Genomic DNA, 16,212 nt, shown 5'->3' with positions numbered 1-16,212 from the left:
ATGGATCAGTTTCGCAAGCGATTTGATCGATTGACCTGGCCCGAGGCCAGCAAAGCCGCCTCTCGGCCTGGTGCAACGGTGATTTGGCCGTTTGGAGCCTGTGAGCAACACGGCCCACATCTGCCCCTGTCGACGGACGCTGTTTTTGCTGACGGCATCCTTGATTTGGTCCTGTCTGAGCTTGATCCAGCTCTGCCGATTTGGCGACTGCCTTGTCAGGCCATCGGCTTTTCGCCTGAGCACCAGAACTTCCCCGGAACCCTCAGCCTTTCGGTTCCTCTGCTTCTCGATTTGGTCGACCAAGTGGGCACGCAGCTGGCGGCGTTGGGGGTGCAGCGCCTTGTTCTGTTCAACGCCCATGGCGGCCAGATCGGTTTGCTGCAGGTGGCAGCCCGTCAGCTGCGCGCTTGCTGCCCTTCGCTGGCCGTTCTGCCCTGCTTCCTCTGGAGTGGCGTGGAGGGGTTGGCTGAACTGTTGCCCGAGCAGGAGTTGGCCCATGGTCTTCATGCCGGCCAAGCCGAAACCAGCTTGATGCTTCATATGGCCCCAGATCTGGTTGGATCTGCCCGCCCGGTGGATGGACGTCCAGCAAAGGGTTCCGCCCAGGAACCACCGGAGGGATGGAGCCTTGAAGGGGCGGCGCCCTGCGCTTGGCTCACCGACGATCTCAGTGCGACGGGAGTGATCGGGGATGCCCGCCAGGCCTCAGCTGATCTGGGGCGTTGCTTGCAAGATCGCTTGATTAACCACTGGCAGGAGCGTTTTCTGGCCCTTTTGGCCAGCGATTGGCCACCCACGCAAAGTCTTTTCCCCCAACCCTCTCAAAGCCCCCCCAGGTCCTGAACCTTGGACGCATGTGTCACCAACTCGAAGGGCACTGGTTATTGTCAGTCCCACTAAACGTGGTGGACAGCGTCCTATGACGACCCTCAATGCACCTGAAGCACCCGTGCTGGAGGGCCAGGACGTACTGCCCGATTTCACAACCGAGGCTTACAAAGACGCCTACAGCCGGATCAACGCCATCGTGATCGAGGGCGAACAGGAAGCTCACGACAATTACATCTCTCTGGGCACGCTGATCCCTGACCAGGCCGAGGAGCTTAAGCGTCTGGCGCGGATGGAAATGAAGCACATGAAGGGCTTCACCTCCTGTGGCCGCAATCTCGGGGTTGAAGCCGATCTGCCCTTCGCCAAGAAGTTTTTCGAACCACTTCACGGCAATTTCCAGGCCGCTCTCAAGGAGGGCAAGGTGGTCACCTGCCTGCTGATTCAGGCCCTGTTAATCGAAGCATTCGCCATTTCGGCCTATCACATCTATATCCCTGTCGCTGATCCCTTCGCCCGCAAAATCACTGAGGGTGTGGTGAAGGATGAGTACACCCATCTCAACTACGGCCAGGAATGGTTGAAGGCCAACTTCGAGGCCAGTAAGGATGAGTTGTTTGAGGCCAACAAAGCCAACCTTCCTCTGATCCGCTCGATGCTGGAAGACGTGGCTTCTGATGCCGCCGTCCTGCATATGGAAAAGGAAGACCTGATCGAAGATTTCCTGATCGCTTATCAAGAAGCTTTGGGCGAGATCGGTTTCACCTCCCGCGATATTGCCCGCATGGCAGCAGCAGCTCTTGCCCTCTGAGCGGTTCAGGGCTTGATTTAACGCCGGTTTGTCGACAGGCACGTTGCCGTCGATACCGGCTGCCATGGGAGCATGGTCGCTTGAGCTGTTCTTTGAGACGTAACCGTTAAGGCATGTTTGGTCTGATCGGACATTCAACGAGTTTTGAGGCTGCTCGCCGCAAGGCGATGGAACTCGGGTTCGATCACATCGCTGATGGTGATTTGGATGTGTGGTGCAGCGCACCTCCACAGCTTGTGGAGCACGTGAAAGTCACCAGTCCGGTGGGTACCACCATCGAGGGTGCCTACATCGACTCCTGCTTTGTGCCCGAGATGCTGAGCCGCTTCAAAACGGCCCGGCGCAAGGTCCTCAACGCGATGGAACTCGCCCAGAAGAAGGGCATCAACATCACTGCCCTAGGCGGCTTCACCTCGATCATTTTTGAGAATTTCAACCTGCTCCAGCACCAGACGGTGCGGAGCACCACCCTGGATTGGCAGCGGTTCACCACTGGAAACACTCACACGGCCTGGGTGATCTGCCGTCAGGTGGAGAACAATGCTCCAACCCTTGGAATTGATCTCAGCAAAGCCAAGGTGGCCGTCGTTGGAGCGACTGGTGATATCGGCTCAGCTGTCTGTCGTTGGTTGAAGGCGCGCACCGGAGTCGGTGAGCTTTTATTAGTGGCGCGTCAGCAGCAACCACTCCACGATCTCCAGCAGGAACTGGGAAGTGGCCGAATTCTGCCGCTCGATCAGGCCTTGCCTGAAGCCGATGTGGTCGTCTGGGTAGCGAGCATGCCCCGCACCCTTGAGATCGACCACAACAGCCTTAAGAAGCCCTGCCTGATGATTGATGGGGGCTATCCCAAGAATCTCGATTCCAAGGTCGCCGGTGGTGGTATCCACGTTCTCAAGGGCGGAATCGTCGAGTTCTGCCGCGACATCGGCTGGTCGATGATGGCCATCGCAGAGATGGAGCGGCCGCAGCGCCAGATGTTTGCCTGCTTTGCCGAAGCCATGCTGCTCGAGTTTGAGCGCTGCCACACCAACTTCAGCTGGGGACGCAACAACATCACCCTCGAGAAGATGGATTTCATCGGCGCGGCGTCAGTCCGCCATGGGTTCAGCACCTTGAACCTCCATCCCAACCTGCAGGCCACTGCCGCCTGACCCTCGGAGAGCCAGAGCCATGCCCCGTCGCCCCTTGCTTGAGTTCGAAAAACCGCTGGTAGAGCTCGAGCAGCAGATTGAGCAGATCCGCCAGCTGGCCAGAGATTCGGAAGTCGATGTTTCGCAGCAGCTGCAGCAGTTGGAAAGCCTCGCAGCCCGTCGGCGTCAGGAGATCTTTCAGGGGCTGACTCCCGCTCAGAAAATTCAGGTCGCCCGTCACCCGCAGCGTCCGAGCACGCTGGATTTCATCCAGATGTTCTGCGACGACTGGGTCGAATTGCATGGCGATCGTCGCGGCAACGACGATCAGGCGTTGATCGGAGGCGTTGGACGGGTGGGCAATCGCCCGGTGATGTTGATCGGCCATCAGAAAGGTCGCGACACCAAGGAAAACGTCGCCCGCAATTTCGGAATGGCTGCCCCGGGTGGATACCGCAAAGCAATGCGGTTAATGGACCATGCCGATCGCTTCCGCCTACCAATCCTCACCTTCATCGACACGCCGGGCGCTTATGCCGGACTCGAAGCTGAGGAGCAGGGTCAAGGCGAAGCGATCGCCGTCAACCTGCGGGAGATGTTCCGCTTGCGCGTTCCGGTGATCGCGACAGTGATTGGCGAAGGTGGTTCAGGTGGTGCGCTCGGGATTGGCGTGGCTGATCGCTTGCTGATGTTTGAGCACAGCGTTTACACCGTTGCCAGTCCTGAGGCCTGTGCCTCCATCCTCTGGCGTGATGCGGCCAAGGCGCCAGATGCAGCGGCAGCCTTGCGGATCACCGGTCGCGATCTGTTGGAGCTGCAGGTGGTGGATGAGGTGCTTGAAGAGCCCTCCGGCGGCAACAACTGGGCACCGCTGGAGGCCGGAAAAATTCTGCGGGCCGCGATCGAGCGTCATCTCGATGAACTGCTGAGCCTTTCGGAACAGCAATTGCGGGAGGCCCGCTACTCCAAATTCAGGGCGATGGGGCGATTCCTCGAAAAAACGTCACAGGATGTCGAGAAAGCGGCTTAAAGTGTCGTGGTTTGCTAACGGTTTTTGCCAACGGCTCTTATCACGGGTGCGAGTCGAGGGATAGGTCGCAGGACTGCTGAGCTTCTGGCTCACCAGGGCTGGGACCTGTTGCTCACCGCCCGTAGCGCCGATCAATTGGAGCAGCTGAGTGTTCAGCTCAGCTCCCAAGGTGTTTCTGTGGCGTCTGCCGCCATCGACCTGACCCAACCTGATGGCATCGCTGCTGAGATGGCTGGCTTATTGCAGCAGGGTGAAACCCCTTCTGTTTTGATCAACAACGCTGGCGCTGCTTACACCGGCGATCTTTTGGCTATGCCTCTTGAGCGTTGGCAATGGCTGCTACAGCTGAATGTCACCAGCGTGATGCAGGTTTGTGCTGCCGTTGTTCCTGCCATGCGCGAGAACGGCGGACTTGTGATCAACATCAGCAGCCACGCCGCTCGTAATGCCTTCCCTAAGTGGGGTGCGTATTGCGTTAGCAAAGCTGCCTTGGCCAGCTTCACCCGCTGTCTAGCTGAAGAAGAGCGTGGCCATGGCATTCGTGCCTGCACCCTCACTCTTGGAGCCGTGAACACACCACTCTGGGACGCGGAAACCGTACAAAGCGATTTCGATCGTCGTGCCATGCTCTCTGTCGATCAGGCTGCAGAGACACTGGCGAACCTGGCGATGCAACCCAGCAACCAGTTGATCGAAGACCTCACCCTTATGCCGGCCGCCGGCGCCTTCTGAACGAACACCATGACCTCCACAGTCCCTTTCGTTTCCAACGGCGTCGCCAACGGCAACGGCAATGTCAACAAGCTCTTGAATCCTCAGGTTTCAGCCCGAATTCGTGAACGTTTGATCGAATCTGGCGTTTCCTTCCTGGCCAACGACAACATTGCTGATCACCTCAAGCCCGGTGAACTGGATCAGCTTCAGGTCGAAGTCGCTGACAAGGTCCGTGATCTGCTGCGCAGCCTGGTGATCGATATCGACAACGATCACAACACCCATGAGACGGCGGAGCGGGTCGCCAAGATGTACCTACAGGAGGTGTTCAAGGGGCGTTACCACCCGCAGCCCAAGGTGGCCAGCTTCCCCAATGTTAAGCAGCTGGATGAGATCTACACCGTTGGACCGATCACGGTGCGTTCCGCCTGTTCACACCACTTGGTGCCGATCATGGGCAACTGCTGGATCGGGATCAAGCCTGGTGCCAGGGTAATTGGCCTCTCCAAATTCACCCGTGTGGCTGACTGGGTCTTTTCCCGCCCACACATCCAAGAAGAGGCTGTGATGATCCTTGCCGACGAAATCGAAAAGCTCTGTGAGCCTCAGGGTCTCGGCATAATCATTAAGGCGCAGCACTACTGCATGAAGTGGCGTGGCGTGAAGGAGCCCCAAACCAGCATGGTGAACTCCGTGGTGCGCGGGGATTTCCGCCATGACCCCAGCCTCAAGCAAGAGTTCTTTGAGCTGGTGCGTCAGCAAGAAGCGCTGCTCAGCACCTGATCAGCCTCGACTCAACCTTGTCTCACAGCCTCGACAAGGGCTTGAACCTTGTCGAGTTTTTTCCATCCCGGCCGTTCCTCCAGTCGACTCGAGGCATCTAGCCCTTGCGGCATAACGCGGCTGAGCAGTTCCGGAACCCATTCCGCACTCACTCCCCCCGCCAGCCACCACGGCACGGATAGTTCTGTTTCAGCGAGCCAATCCAGTGGGATACGGTGCCCGGTGCCGCCCAGTTGATCGGCGCTCCAGGCATCAAGGAGCAGGGCATCCACGTGGGGCGCGTACTGCTCAAGCTGCTCGAGATCTTCGGGTTCGCGCACCCGTAAAGCTTTCCACCACTGCTGCCGGGGATAACGCTGTTTTAAGCGTTGGCAGCGTTCGTCTGACTCGCTGCCGTGTAGCTGCACCACGGAGGGCTGCCCGGCACCGTTGAGCGCTTCTTCGAGGGCAGCGTCGTCGGGATCGGCCACCACCCAAACGCGATGCAGCTTGGGGTGCTGTTGTTCCAGCAGCTGGAACAAGGCCCTGCGCTGCGCTGGTTCAACAAAGCGTGGGGTGGCAGGAACGCCGATCACGCCAATCGCCTGCACGCCCATTTCTGCAATGGCATGGGCCTGCTCGGGGTCGGTGATCCCACAGATTTTGAGGTCTGGAGTGGGGCGGGGATCACGCAAGGGCTGCATCGATTGCTCTCCCTAGGATCGTGGATGACAGCCCGCAGCAGCGGCACACGACGGGATTGGCGGTGGGAGAGGGCTGGCAGGTGCTCAAGATTGGCGGAATCCCCCTGCGGCTCCAGCCCAGCTGGTTGTTTGCTGTGGCGATCTTCACCACATTGTTCCAATCCCGCTATGCGACCACGGCCTCGGTCACGGTGAGTTGGGGGCTGGGATTGCTGACCACCTTGCTGTTGTTCAGCTCCGTGCTGCTGCATGAGTTGGGCCATGCCCTGATGGCCCTGCGTGAAGGGGTGAAGGTGTTGAGCATCACCCTGTTTCATCTGGGCGGTATCGCTCGGGTGGAGAAGGAATGCCCCACCGCCATGGGCAATCTGCGCATTGCAGCTGCTGGCCCGATCGTCAGTTTGGTGCTGGCCTTTGGCATGCTGGCGGGAGCTGCTGTGCTTTCCAACACCCAGCCCTTGGCCACGCAGTTGTTGAGCCAGGTGGGTTTGCTCAACTTGATGCTGGGTCTGTTCAATCTGTTGCCTGGTCTGCCCCTCGATGGCGGGCTGATTCTTAAGGCCTTGGTCTGGCAGGTGAGCGGCAGTCAGAAGAAGGGCGTTCAGGTGGCGTCGGCGTCCGGACGGGCTTTGTCGACGCTGATGATCGTGTTGGGGGGTGTCCTGCTCTGGCAGGGCTGGGGGCTTAACGGCCTCCTGTTGATGTTGATCGGCTGGTTCGGCCTGAGTGCCAACCGCAGTCAGACCCAGATGCTGCAGTTGCAGACCGTGCTTCGCGAGTTGAAGGCGGAGGCTGCAGCAGGCAAACGCTTCCGTGTGCTGGAAGCTGATCAGACTTTGCGGCGCCTCAGCCAGCTGCGGCTGACGGCCAGCGAGGGGGAGGGGCCTGCCGATTGGGTGCTCGTCTGCAAGAGCGGCCGTTGGGTGGGTTGGATTGACGATCAGCCGCTGAAACTGCTGCCGGTGCAGCAATGGGATCAACAGCGCCTCGAGGATCATTTGCGGCCCCTAACTGAACTGCCCTCCATCAACAGTTCGGCCTCACTGGTCGACGCGGTGCCTGCCCTAGAGGCGGCCTCCCAGGGACGCCTGTTGGTGAAGAGTGCTGCGGGGCTTCCCTCCGGCACCCTTGATCGCATGGATGTGGGAGATGCGGTGCTGAAGCGTCTCGGAGTGACACTGCCCCCCGCGATCCTCGACGAGGCGCGCAAGCGCAATGGATATCCCCTGGGTTTGGCGATGCTTCCTCAGATGGTGCAGACGATGAGGGATCAAAGCTCCGACCAGGACGCCAGTTCGCCCTCCAAGTCCTGAACTTCGTTGGCCTTCAGGGGGCGCATCTGCCACTGGCAATGGCTCCAGGCCTGAACCAGGCTCTGGCGCAGCTGCTGATCCAGCTTCAGTCGGCTGATTTGGGCCGGTGCTCCCGCCGGTGCCGCTTCCTCAAACACCTCTTCCCAGAGCTCGGCAGGGGGGTCCAGCAGGATTTCGCCGTGCTGAAGCAGGCGACCGCTCTGCCAGCGCTGGGCGCTGCCGACCCGCTTGATGCCGCTCGGATCCACTAGGTCGGCCACCGTTGCCGTGGCGAAACAGTTGTTGGCCTCGGCACCAGCGGGGTCGGAACCGAAGTGCAGCGGTAGCCCGAGATCCTTGAAGCCATCGATCAACCACTGACAGGCCTGCCGGTAGGCCTCCTGGCGTTGCCGTGGTGCATCCGGCCAAATCAAGGCGTAGGTGAGCCCGCCGGCATGGAGCACTGCCCGGCCTCCGCTGGGGCGTCGCACCAGGCTGATGCGGCCGCGGCGGGCCAGATCATTCCAGTGCTCAGGCCAGTGGCGTTGATGGCGTCCAAGCGAGAGCCAAGGCCCATCCCAGCGGTAAAAACGCAGCGCCGGACCGTTGCTTCGTCTCAGAAGCCAGGCATCCAACGCCATCTGGGTGTGTCCATCTGCTTGCTGGGTGGGAAGCAGTCGCCCGGTTGCAGGCATGCTGGATGGGAGCATCGATCGCACGCCATGGTGCCCTGGTGGGATGTGCCGATCTTGATCGCCCTGGGCCTGCTGGCGGGGGGCTTGGCCGGGCTGTTGGGTATTGGCGGTGGCTTGATCTTTGCCCCGCTCCTGCTTTGGCTTGATCTTCCGCCCCATCAGGCCTTAGCCACCAGCAGCTTCGCCATTGTGCCGACAGCTTTGGCAGGCACCATCACGCACCTGCGCCAGGGGCGGGTGCCGAGCCGGCCAGGACTCGCCATTGGTTTGGCTGCCTTTGGCTCGGCACTGCTGTTCGGTGGCTTGGCCGGTTTGGCGGCGGGCTGGATTCTGTTGGCGATGCAGACGCTGATGTACATCGTGCTGGCGTTCTGCGTTCGTGAACTGCCCGAGGCCGATGCCAGTGAGGATGTCGATGACAGCAGCGCACCGCAGTTGGCTGGTGTGGGCTGCATCGCCGGCTGGACTGCTGGAATGTTGGGCCTGGGTGGGGGGCTGGTGATGGTGCCCCTGATGAGCGGTCCGATGTCTGTACCCATTCATCAGGCCGTGCGGCTCAGCACGGTGGCGGTGCTCTGCTCAGCCAGCGCAGCTTCCATGCAGTTCTTGCATGAAGGACGCGGGGTTCCTCTGATGGGCTTGCTGCTGGGGGCGGTGGCAGCGATCGCTGCTCAGTGGACCGCCAGTCGTCTTGATCAGTTTGATGCCGCTCTGCTGGTGCGTTGTCTGCGGGGGCTCGCGATCATCCTGGCGATCGACAGCTCCAGGCGGGCCCTGCAGCTCTGGCTGAGCTAGAGGGTCAGTTCAGCAGGCCCCAAAACCCCGCATCAAGCTCATAACCCAGCGCCGCAGCCATCTGGGAGAGGTTGCCCCGCATCGGGCGTCCGACCTCCCGCTGGCAGAGATCGTCGAGCAGCATCAGCCGATGCGTCACCCAGAGCTCTAAGGCTTCCGGGTCAAAACGCAGGCCTTCGCTGCGGCTGAAACTGTGGGGCACCACCAGGGCCACATGGCGAATCAGGCTGCCGTTGTCGCGTTCAAGCAACAGCGGCAGCCAAGGGAAGCGTGCATCGGCCCGCAGGGCCCAGAGGCGGGGCTCGGGGCATTCAGGCAGTTCCCGCGGGTCATCCTGCGCCCGGGGCCAGTCGAAACGAAGCTCGAGCATCTGTCCCTGGCTGAGCAGTGCATCCAGTGGCTGATCGCTCCAGATTTCCAGTGGCTGCAGATCCAAGGCGCGGATGGCAGGGGCATCAATCAGAACCGGATCCATGGGCTGGTGTGACAGGCCTTTGCGAATGATGGCCTGCAGCCCCTCTCTCGGAGAAGAATGGGAACGTTTGATGCATGGCTCCCATGGAAACCGTTATGTCTGCACCTGAGGTCTTCATTGCGCTCGTGGTTGCTGCCCATGCTGCTGTTCTGGCCCTGCGTCTCTCGATCAGCCTCTATGAAGCCTGATTTCAACGGGCGCCCAGATCAACGGGCTTAGGGCTGGTCTTGGCACTGCGAACGGATTGCGTTACAAGCGGATGTTCGTGCTGATGCGGTGACCGCCAGTCAGGTTCAAAGATCAGCTCCCCGCACGGATGCGGCCAGCATGGCCGCAGCGATTCAGCGGCAGACCGACCAACAGGAATTGCAGTGCAGCCTTCTTGCCTTGGCAGCAAAGGCAGGTCTTGTCTTGTTGGGTTGCGTCAGCTTGATCCGCCTTTCGGTTGCTTATCAGGAACGCATGGATCGCCACAGTGAAATTGCGGCGGTCGTGTCGATTGAGTCAGCCAAATTGGAAACGCTGCAGCAGCGGTTCGATCGTCTGTTCAGCATCGGTGGAGAAAAGCGCCTGATCAGCGAGCAGGATCAGTGGATCGCTCCCAATCGCTTGCGGGTGGTCTGGCGCTGAGATTCGTGACCAGCGGCGTTGGGATTCAGCGCTGAGCGGCAGACTGGCAGCCTTCCTGGCCCTCTCTTGATGTCCACGCCCGGCACCGTTCTGATCACCGGCACCACCTCCGGTGTGGGCCTGAATGCCACCTGTGCTTTGGTCAAGCGGGGCTGGACGGTGATCACGGCGAACCGCAGCCCGCAGCGTGCCGCGGCGGCCGTGGATGAGCTCGATCTACCCAAAGACCGGCTCAAGCACGTGTTGATGGATCTGGGTGATCTCGACAGTGTGCGCCGGGCAGTGGATGCCTTGCCCGAGCGATTGGATGCCGTGGTCTGCAATGCAGCCGTGTACAAGCCGAAGCTCAAGCAGCCGGAGCGTTCGCCCCAGGGCTACGAGATCTCGATGGCCACCAACCACTTCGGCCATTTCCTGCTGGTGCAGCTGCTTTTGGGTCGGCTCCAGAGCTCCAGCCATCCCTCCAGGCGTGTGGTGATCCTGGGCACCGTGACGGCGAACTCCAAGGAACTGGGGGGAAAGATTCCCATCCCTGCACCAGCAGATCTGGGGGACCTCTCCGGTTTGGAGGCCGGGTTCAAAGACCCCATCGCCATGGCCAGTGGCAAGCCGTTCAAGCCCGGCAAGGCTTACAAAGACAGCAAGCTCTGCAACATGATCACCACCCAGGAGCTGCATCGCCGCTTGCACCGGGATACGGGGATCACCTTCACCTCGCTCTACCCCGGCTGTGTGGCGGATACCCCGTTGTTCCGCAACACCCCCAAGGCGTTCCAGACAATCTTCCCCTGGTTTCAGAAGAACATCACAGGTGGCTATGTCTCCCAGGCCTTGGCCGGAGAACGGGTGGCTGATGTGGTGGCCAATCCCGACTTTGCCGAATCCGGGGTGCACTGGAGTTGGGGCAACCGCCAGAAGAAGGACGGTGAGCAGTTCAGCCAGGAACTGTCCGACAAGGCCACTGATCCAGAAACAGCCCATCGGGTGTGGGAGCTGTCCATGGACCTAGTGGGCTTGGGCTAAGGCTTTTTAAGGGCTGCGGTCAGTCGAATCCCAGCAGGTCGAAGATTTCGCGGTCCTTGAGGGATATGGCCTCGAGGGGCTCCACCTTGTCGATCATGTTTTGGGCCAGCCGCAGGTACTCGTTGCGCACGGCTTGTACGGCTTCGTCGTCATCGTCCATTTCAAAGATGGTGCATTTCTTCAGCCGGGAACGCCGGATCGCATCCACATCCCTGAAGTGGGCCATGGTGCGCAGGCCGGTGCGTTCGTTGAACTTGTCGATCTGATCGGTGTCCGCCGATCGGTTCGCAACAACGCCGCCAAGCCGCACCTTGTAGTTCTTGGCTTTGGCTTGAATTGCCTGAACGATGCGATTCATCGCGAAGATCGAATCGAAATCGTTCGCGGTCACAATTAGGCAATAGTTGGCGTGTTGCAGCGGGGCGGCGAAACCACCACACACCACATCGCCGAGCACATCGAAGATCACCACATCGGTGTCTTCCAATAGATGGTGTTCCTTCAGCAGCTTCACGGTCTGCCCAGTCACATAGCCACCGCAGCCCGTGCCCGCCGGTGGGCCGCCGCTTTCGACGCACTGCACCCCGTTGAAGCCGGTGAAGACGAAATCCTCAGGCCGCAGCTCTTCGCTGTGAAAGTCCACCTCCTCGAGAATGTCGATGACCGTCGGCACCATCTTGTGGGTGAGGGTGAAGGTGCTGTCGTGCTTGGGGTCGCAGCCGATCTGAAGCACCCGTTTGCCCAGTTTGGAAAAGGCGGCTGACAAGTTCGAGGAGGTGGTCGATTTGCCGATCCCGCCTTTGCCATAAACCGCGATCACCAGGGTCTCCTCCTGGATGTTCATTTCCGGGTCCTGGTGGACCTGCACGCTGCCTTCGCCGTCCGCCGGTCGCGTCAGAGTCGTGGTCATTCGGCGACCTGTGCAAGAGAAGTTAGTTTCATTCAACAGCAGGAGATGTGCAGTGGTTGGTTTTCACCAAGAAATGAAAGATCTGCGTCTGAGCTGAGTTGTAAAAGCAGAATTTCTTTCAGTTAAATAAAAAGAAATGAGTGCAAATGCTCATGCCTTGAAGTGGGCTTTGGCGTCATACAGCGTTTCGCTGCTGATCTCCCGGCAGCCGGTATCGCGGGCATACGCCTCGGTGTTGCGTCGCACTTTGCCCCGCACGAAAAAGGGAATCTTCTTCAGTTCGGCTTCCCCATCGGCTGACCAATGCAGGGCACCGTCGGCCTCCACGGGTATATCACTCAAGGCGGAACTGTCGGCGGCGCCGGCACCACCGGCATGGCCGAGGTGGCTCTGGTGGCCATCCACGAATTCGAAGTCGTGGCGGAACATGCCGATCAGGTGTTCCTCCAACCCCATCATCAGTGGGTGCACCCAGTCGTCGAAGATCACGTTTGCCCCTTCCCAGCCCATCTGGGGGCTCATCCGGGCGGGCACGTCCTGCACGTGCATCGGTGTGCTGATCACGGAGCAGGGAATCCCCAGACGCTTGGCGCTGTGGCGCTCCATTTGGGTTCCCAGCACTAGTTCCGGTGCCGCTTCGGCCATGGCGGCTTCCACTTCTAGGTAGTCGTCACAGATCAAGGCCTCCAGGCCCAGGGCCTTGGCGGCCGCCCGTACGGGCCTGGCCATCTCCCGGCTGTAGGTGCCCAGCCCCACCACAGTGAAGCCCAGTTCTTCACTGCAGATTCTTGCTGCGGCCAGGGCATGGCTGCCGTCGCCAAAGATGAACACCCGCTTGCCGGTGAGATAAGTGGAGTCCACGGATTCCGAATACCAGGGAAGGCGTGAGCGCTCATATCCCTCATCTGGAGCGGGTGCCTCCATCCCCAGCAGACTGTGCACCTCCACAAGGAAATCGTGGGTCGCGCCGACACCGATCGGCACCGTTCGGCTGAAGGGAATCCCGAAGTTGCGCTCCAGCCAGCTGCAGGTGGATTCGGCCACCTCCGGATAGAGGCAAACGTTCAGATCGGCATCAGGGATCCGCTTCAGATCCTCCACTCCTGCACCCAGGGGCGCCACCACGCCCACATCGATGCCGTGCAAGGTAAGCAGCTTCTGCACTTCCAGTACGTCGTCGCGGCAGCGGAAACCGAGCAGTGATGGACCCAACAGATTCACCCGGGGTCGGCGCCCCTCCTTTTGCCACGCCTTGGGGTCATGGTTGATGTCTGTGGGGACCTGCGCCTTGAGCAGGTTGCGGATTAATTGATAGAAGGTCTCCGCAGCTCCCCAGTTCTCCTTTTTGCTGTAGGCCGGCAGCTCAAGATTCACGACCGGCATGGTCAGCTCCATGCCCTGGGCCAGGGCGCCCGGTTGATCCTGAATCAACTCTGCGGTGCAGCTTTCACCCACCAGAAGGGCATCAGGTTGGAAGCGGTCCACGGCTTCGCGTACATGCCGTTTCACCAGTTCTGCGGTGTCACCCCCCAGATCCCTGGCCTGGAAGGTGGTGTAAGTGACCGGCGGTCGTTGCCCGCGCCGCTCAATCATCGTGAACAGCAGGTCGGCGTAGGTGTCCCCTTGGGGGGCATGGAGCACGTAGTGCACGCCGTGCATCGAGGCGGCGATGCGCATGGCCCCCACATGGGGTGGCCCTTCGTAAGTCCAGAGCGTCAGTTGCATGGGTCAGGCGTGCACGGGGGTGTCGGGGTTACTCGGATGCAGACCGGGGCGAATCAATTGCCGGCGATGCAACGGCCGGGAAAACAGTTCCGCCAGGTCACCGGCTTGGTCGATGCCGTGAATCGGGCTGAACACCAATTCGATCGACCATTTGGTGGCGATGCCTTCGGCTTCCAAGGGATTGGCCAGGCCCATCCCGCACACCACCAGGTCGGGCTGGCTGGCGCGAACCCGGTCGAGCTGTTGTTCCACGTGCTGCCCCTCCATCACCGGGACGTCATCGGGGAGCAAGGCCAGCTCGGCAGCCATCTGTTCACGGTTCAGATAAGGCGTGCCCACCTCCACCAGCTCCATGCCGCATTCCCGTTGCAGAAACCGGGCCAGGGGCAGTTCCAGCTGGGATTCGGGAAGCAGAAAGATCCGCTTGCCTTCCAGCACGGCGCGATGGCGGGCCAGGGCGCTCTCGGCCCGCTTCATCAACGGATCGAGCACGGCAGCGACCCTCTCATTGGGGAGATGGAAGTCATCAGCAGCAGCCTCCATCCAGCGGCGACTTCCCTCTGCCCCTAGAGGGAAGGGGGCCGTGAGCACCGTGGCGCCGCGGTCGCTCAGCAGGCGAGCGGTTTCAGTGAGAAAGGGTTGGGTGAGCAGCACCGTGGTTCCCGCTCCCACCCCTGGCAGGTCGGTCGATTGCCGGGGCGGCAGGCTGTGAATCGTCTCGATGCCCATCCGCTTGAACAGGTGCATCTGCCTGTCTTCCACGGCATCGGCGAGGGTCCCCACCAGCAGCAACTGCCGCTCATCGCTGGCGGGGAGCAGAGGCACGAGCGCCGCGAGCGCCCCGTCTTCTCCCTGGGTGAACGTGGTTTCAATGCCGCTGCCGGAGTAGTTCACCACCCGCACCCGGCCGGACAGCTCTTCGTTGAGCCGTTCGGCGGCCCGGGCCAAATCCAGTTTGATAACTTCGCTGGGGCAGGACCCCACCAGAAACAGCGTGCGGATTTCGGGGCGACGTTGCAGCAGCTCCTTGCAGACCCGGTCGAGTTCGTCGTGGGCATCCGCGAGGCCAGCCAGATCTCGCTCGCTGAGAATGGCTGTGCCGAAACGAGGTTCGGCGAAAATCATCACCCCTGCAGCGCTTTGAATCAGATGGGCGCAGGTGCGTGATCCCACTACAAGAAAAAAGGCATCGGGCATGCGCCGATGCAGCCACACAATCGATGTGAGGCCGCAGAACACCTCGCGCGGCCCCGATTCTTTCAGCAGCGTTGGCCCGGCCATCGGCCGCTCCCTTGATGATCAACCTCTCCAGGCTGCAAATAAATTCGCTGGGGAGTGGAAAGGTCGCTCAAACTCTTTGGGATCGCTTATTGCAGGTCAACCTTGGCTAGAGCTCAGAGGCGGCGACGGAATCCGTCGTAACGCTCAGATCGATCGCTCTCCTCTGCTTTGCTCAACCGCCAGACGTTGCGGCTGACACGGCGGGCGACGAGGCCACCGCGTTCCACCCGTTCCGTTCCAGGGCGGGCTCCCAGGAGCATGCTCACCTCCGCGGTGGTGAGGGGAGCACCGGTTTCGATGGCCAAAGACGTCAGTTCCAGCCGTTGACGCAGCTGACGCAAACGCTCACTGTCTGCATTTCCTGATCCCTCCAGCCAGGGCAGATCCACCTGTCCATCCTGCGCAAGGCGCTGCATTAGGCCGAAGCTCACCATCCCAAGGGCTTGATCAGCGTTGAGATCAACGGGCTTCAAAGAAGATTGCTCAGTCATTGCAAGGTCTCTAGAGGGGTTCTCCGGACGGTATCGGCTGTTTTTCAAGGCGCAAGACCGCAGGCTCCAACTCTTTATTGGGCCGTTTCAGCTGAATTCGTCCGGTACACTCCCCGCCATGACCCGTTTTGCCAGCTTCGATGCTCGGGAGCGGCGACGCGGCGGTAGTGCTCTCGTCACCGGGACTGAGGTGACCTCCCAGCAGGGCGGGGCGAGTTGTGTTGTCACGACGGATTCTGAGTCACCCAGGCTGCTTCGCCAAAACAGCCACGTGCAGTCGATCGAACTGCGCACGCATGTCTTCATCGACTCCCTTCAGCCCCAACTTGCGGCCTACATGGGGACAGTGAGTCAAGGATTCCTGCCCATTCCTGGAGACGCCTGCCTCTGGATGGAGGTTTCACCGGGCATGGCGGTTCATCGCGTTACCGACATTGCGCTGAAAGCCAGCAATGTTCGCCTCGGCCAGATGGTGGTGGAGCGGGCTTTTGGTTCGATGGCTCTCTATCACCGTGACCAGAGCACTGTTCTCCATTCCGGGGATGTGGTGCTGGAAGCGATCGGCAGCACCATTGCGCAGCGTTCTCCAGCGGACGTGAGCTGGACGGAAGTCATTCGAGCGATCACTCCGGACCATGCCGTGTTGATCAACCGCCAGAACCGACGCGGTTCCATGATTGAGGCGGGAATGAGCATGTTCATCCTGGAGACTGAGCCGGCTGGATATGTCTTGATTGCTGCCAACGAGGCTGAAAAAGCCTCCAACATCACTTTGGTGGACGTGAAAGCGGTTGGTGCTTTTGGACGCCTCACTCTGGTGGGGCGGGAAGGTGATGTTGAGGAAGCTGCGGCAGCTGCGATGCGCGCCATCGACCATGTCAATCGAAATGCACGATCGCTTTGATCGCTGAGC

19 protein-coding genes are annotated in these 16,212 nt (G+C 60.5%); 12 read left to right on the top strand and 7 right to left on the bottom strand.

What is annotated here, in order from left to right; all coding sequences use genetic code 11:
• The 6 genes from FZX09_RS06605 (at position 1) to folE (ending at position 5,299) form a co-directional block, all read left to right on the top strand.
• Entirely contained in the window at positions 1 to 843 is an 843-nt protein-coding gene (locus tag FZX09_RS06605; protein WP_226401341.1) for a creatininase family protein, read from the top strand.
• A gap of 76 nt (positions 844 to 919) precedes the next feature.
• Entirely contained in the window at positions 920 to 1,639 is a 720-nt protein-coding gene (locus tag FZX09_RS06600) for an aldehyde oxygenase (deformylating) (RefSeq protein ID WP_226401340.1), read from the top strand.
• Positions 1,640 to 1,752: 113 nt separating this feature from the next.
• On the top strand, positions 1,753 to 2,793 hold the full coding sequence (locus FZX09_RS06595) for a long-chain acyl-[acyl-carrier-protein] reductase (RefSeq protein ID WP_226401339.1): 1,041 nt from the start codon (positions 1,753 to 1,755) through the stop codon (positions 2,791 to 2,793).
• A gap of 19 nt (positions 2,794 to 2,812) precedes the next feature.
• On the top strand, positions 2,813 to 3,802 hold the full coding sequence (locus FZX09_RS06590) for an acetyl-CoA carboxylase carboxyltransferase subunit alpha (protein ID WP_226401337.1): 990 nt from the start codon (positions 2,813 to 2,815) through the stop codon (positions 3,800 to 3,802).
• A gap of 24 nt (positions 3,803 to 3,826) precedes the next feature.
• Positions 3,827 to 4,534, top strand: coding sequence for an SDR family oxidoreductase (locus FZX09_RS06585; RefSeq protein ID WP_226401335.1), 708 nt, complete (start codon positions 3,827 to 3,829; stop codon positions 4,532 to 4,534).
• Positions 4,535 to 4,543: 9 nt separating this feature from the next.
• Positions 4,544 to 5,299, top strand: coding sequence for a GTP cyclohydrolase I (gene folE / locus FZX09_RS06580; RefSeq protein ID WP_226401333.1), 756 nt, complete (start codon positions 4,544 to 4,546; stop codon positions 5,297 to 5,299).
• Between the two features lie 11 nt (positions 5,300 to 5,310).
• Here folE and FZX09_RS06575 read toward each other — a convergent pair whose 3' ends face one another.
• The gene (locus FZX09_RS06575) at positions 5,311 to 5,982 is read right to left on the bottom strand and encodes a phosphoribosylanthranilate isomerase (protein ID WP_226401331.1); all 672 of its coding nucleotides are present in this window, start codon (positions 5,980 to 5,982) and stop codon (positions 5,311 to 5,313) included.
• Positions 5,983 to 6,044: 62 nt separating this feature from the next.
• Between FZX09_RS06575 and FZX09_RS06570 the strand changes: the two genes are divergently transcribed.
• Positions 6,045 to 7,295 (top strand): site-2 protease family protein, encoded by a 1,251-nt coding sequence (locus FZX09_RS06570; protein ID WP_226401657.1) that lies wholly within the window; start codon positions 6,045 to 6,047, stop codon positions 7,293 to 7,295.
• Here FZX09_RS06570 and FZX09_RS06565 read toward each other — a convergent pair.
• On the bottom strand, positions 7,253 to 7,969 hold the full coding sequence (locus FZX09_RS06565; RefSeq protein ID WP_226401329.1) for a lipoate--protein ligase family protein: 717 nt from the start codon (positions 7,967 to 7,969) through the stop codon (positions 7,253 to 7,255). The genes FZX09_RS06570 and FZX09_RS06565 overlap by 43 nt on opposite strands.
• 27 nt (positions 7,970 to 7,996) lie before the next feature.
• Here FZX09_RS06565 and FZX09_RS06560 point away from each other — a divergent pair, with 27 nt between their 5' ends.
• Positions 7,997 to 8,764, top strand: a complete 768-nt coding sequence (locus FZX09_RS06560; RefSeq protein WP_226401327.1) for a sulfite exporter TauE/SafE family protein — start codon at positions 7,997 to 7,999, stop codon at positions 8,762 to 8,764.
• A gap of 4 nt (positions 8,765 to 8,768) precedes the next feature.
• Here the strand turns inward: FZX09_RS06560 and FZX09_RS06555 are convergent, their stop codons facing one another.
• Positions 8,769 to 9,239 carry a CRR6 family NdhI maturation factor gene (locus FZX09_RS06555; protein WP_226401325.1) on the bottom strand — a complete coding sequence of 157 codons (471 nt, stop codon included), beginning with the start codon at positions 9,237 to 9,239 and terminating at the stop codon, positions 8,769 to 8,771.
• An 83-nt stretch (positions 9,240 to 9,322) separates the two neighbouring features.
• Between FZX09_RS06555 and psaM the strand changes: the two genes are divergently transcribed.
• The 3 genes from psaM to FZX09_RS06540 all read left to right on the top strand — a co-directional run bounded on the left by psaM (position 9,323) and on the right by FZX09_RS06540 (position 10,892).
• Positions 9,323 to 9,427, top strand: coding sequence for a photosystem I reaction center subunit XII (gene psaM, locus FZX09_RS06550; RefSeq protein WP_226401656.1), 105 nt, complete (start codon positions 9,323 to 9,325; stop codon positions 9,425 to 9,427).
• 139 nt (positions 9,428 to 9,566) lie between these two features.
• Entirely contained in the window at positions 9,567 to 9,869 is a 303-nt protein-coding gene (locus FZX09_RS06545) for a hypothetical protein (RefSeq protein WP_255599746.1), read from the top strand.
• A gap of 69 nt (positions 9,870 to 9,938) precedes the next feature.
• The gene (locus FZX09_RS06540; RefSeq protein WP_226401321.1) at positions 9,939 to 10,892 is read left to right on the top strand and encodes a protochlorophyllide reductase; all 954 of its coding nucleotides are present in this window, start codon (positions 9,939 to 9,941) and stop codon (positions 10,890 to 10,892) included.
• Between the two features lie 19 nt (positions 10,893 to 10,911).
• On the opposite strand, the gene bchL is transcribed toward FZX09_RS06540, so the two are convergent.
• The 4 genes from bchL to FZX09_RS06520 form a co-directional block, all read right to left on the bottom strand.
• A complete protein-coding gene (bchL, locus tag FZX09_RS06535) occupies positions 10,912 to 11,802 on the bottom strand; it encodes a ferredoxin:protochlorophyllide reductase (ATP-dependent) iron-sulfur ATP-binding protein (RefSeq protein ID WP_226401319.1) in 891 nt (296 codons plus the stop codon).
• Positions 11,803 to 11,952: 150 nt separating this feature from the next.
• Positions 11,953 to 13,527 carry a ferredoxin:protochlorophyllide reductase (ATP-dependent) subunit B gene (locus FZX09_RS06530; RefSeq protein ID WP_226401316.1) on the bottom strand — a complete coding sequence of 525 codons (1,575 nt, stop codon included), beginning with the start codon at positions 13,525 to 13,527 and terminating at the stop codon, positions 11,953 to 11,955.
• Between the two features lie 3 nt (positions 13,528 to 13,530).
• Positions 13,531 to 14,808 carry a ferredoxin:protochlorophyllide reductase (ATP-dependent) subunit N gene (locus tag FZX09_RS06525; RefSeq protein WP_226401314.1) on the bottom strand — a complete coding sequence of 426 codons (1,278 nt, stop codon included), beginning with the start codon at positions 14,806 to 14,808 and terminating at the stop codon, positions 13,531 to 13,533.
• Positions 14,809 to 14,921: 113 nt separating this feature from the next.
• Positions 14,922 to 15,299 carry a hypothetical protein gene (locus FZX09_RS06520; RefSeq protein WP_045172777.1) on the bottom strand — a complete coding sequence of 126 codons (378 nt, stop codon included), beginning with the start codon at positions 15,297 to 15,299 and terminating at the stop codon, positions 14,922 to 14,924.
• Between the two features lie 118 nt (positions 15,300 to 15,417).
• Here FZX09_RS06520 and FZX09_RS06515 point away from each other — a divergent pair, with 118 nt between their 5' ends.
• Positions 15,418 to 16,203 (top strand): BMC domain-containing protein, encoded by a 786-nt coding sequence (locus FZX09_RS06515; protein ID WP_226401312.1) that lies wholly within the window; start codon positions 15,418 to 15,420, stop codon positions 16,201 to 16,203.
• The last annotated feature ends 9 nt before the right edge of the window (positions 16,204 to 16,212 follow it).

The sequence above is a fragment of the Synechococcus sp. MU1643 genome, assembly GCF_020514095.1.
Lineage (GTDB): Bacteria > Cyanobacteriota > Cyanobacteriia > PCC-6307 > Cyanobiaceae > Parasynechococcus.
This window is presented reverse-complemented; position numbering and strand designations above follow the sequence as displayed.